Here is a 1738-nt window from a genome sequence, read left to right on the forward strand (position 1 = left end):
GGCCGATCCGGCGCGCCTGCGCCTCGCCGAACGCGTCACCGAACTGGTCGGCCAGGCCCGCTCCCTCGGCCTGTCCGACGACGAACTCCTCGCGCTGCTCCGCAGCAACCTCGCCGCCCCCTGAGCCGTACCCGCCGGGGGGCGGAGCCGTCGCAACGCGTGTGGCTCCGGTGGCGGGCGGGGGCCGCGTGATGGAGGGTTGCCGGAAGGGCGTCCGGCACCGGCCGCACACGTGCGTGCCGGTGCCCGCGCATGCTCTTGTCAGCACAGGTTCGAGCGAAGAGCGATGGTTGTCCGCGCCCGCCGTCGGTGACGGCGGCTCCGAGGGGAACGGTGCATGTCCGACCACGACGATCTGGCCCGGCTCGCCGCCGAAGCGTACGTCTACGGGTACCCGCTGGTGTTCGACGTCTCCATGGTCCAGCGCTGCCTGCGCACCGGATTCGGCTCCCTGCCCGCCACGCCGGCGAACGAGTTCGCGCACGCCCGCAAACTCGCGGGGCCGCAGGACGACTTCGTGTCGGTCAACAACGACACGATCTACTCGCTCGCCCAGTTGGACCTGTCCGGCGGGCCGCTTCTGCTGCGTGTCCCGGACACCGCCGGGGCGTACTACGTGCTCCAGTTCGTCGACACCTGGACCAACAACTTCGCGTACGTCGGACGCCGCGCCACCGGCACCGAGGCCGCCTCCTTCGTCGTCGCCCCGCCGGACTGGATCGGCGCCGTCCCCGAGGGCACGCGGGTGATCACGTCCCCCACGACGGTCGCCTCGATCGTCGGGCGCTTCGCGTGCGCGGGTCCCGACGACCTCGGCCGGGTGGCGAAGCTCCAGGAGCAGCTGACCCTCGAACCGCTCGGCGACCCGGGCCCGACCGCGGGGCTGCCGGAGCCGGACGACACGGTGCCCGAGGACATGCGGTTCTGGGAGCAACTGCGGGTGCTGCTCGCGGCGTTCCCGCCGGACACCGAGGACGACGAGTACCAGCGCCGGTACGCCGCGCTGGGTCTGCTGCACGAGGGCGACTCGCCGTACCACGACGCCCCTGACGACCTGGTGACCGCGCTGCGCAACGGATACGCCGCGGGCCGCCGCCGCGTCGAGGAGGCGAGCCGCACCGGCCTCGACGACCGCAGCTCGACCTGGCACATGGCGCTGCACCTCTTCGACTACAACGTGGACCGGCTCGGCCTCGGCACGGTCGACTCCCCCGACTGGCGCATCGGCGACCGCCGGGCCTCGTACCTTGTGCGGGCCGTCGCGGCGCGCGTCGGGCTGTGGGGCAACCACGCCTACGAGGCGGTGTACGCGACCACCTACACCGACGCGGACGGCCGCCAGCTCAACGGCTCGCGGAACTACACGCTGACGTTCCCGTCGCCGCCTCCGGTGGACGCGTTCTGGTCCCTGACGATGTACGACATGCCCGACTATTTCCTGATCGACAACGCGGCGAACCGCTACTCGATCGGCGACCGCACGCCGGGGCTGGTGTACGGCTCCGACGGTTCCCTGACGCTCTATCTGATGCACGCCAAGCCGGTGGAGGGCGAGGCGGCGAACTGGCTGCCGACGCCTGCCGGGGACTTCCGGCCGATGCTGCGGATGTACCAGCCGGGCGGAACGGTGCTGGACGGCTCGTACCGCCTCCCGGACATCCGGCCGCTGGACTGACGCGCCCCGGTCGGGCCCGGGGGGGGGGGGGGGGGGGGGGGGGGGGGGGGGGGGGGGGGGGGG

General features: G+C 73.0%; 1 protein-coding gene. It reads left to right on the top strand.

Features of this window, described 5'->3' with window-relative positions:
- Positions 1-337 precede the first annotated feature (337 nt).
- Positions 338-1675 (top strand): DUF1254 domain-containing protein, encoded by a 1338-nt coding sequence (locus ACRX5S_RS04260; protein ID WP_436771365.1) that lies wholly within the window; start codon positions 338-340, stop codon positions 1673-1675.
- The last annotated feature ends 63 nt before the right edge of the window (positions 1676-1738 follow it).

The sequence above is a fragment of the Yinghuangia sp. YIM S09857 genome (assembly GCF_051388915.1).
Taxonomy (GTDB): domain Bacteria; phylum Actinomycetota; class Actinomycetes; order Streptomycetales; family Streptomycetaceae; genus Yinghuangia.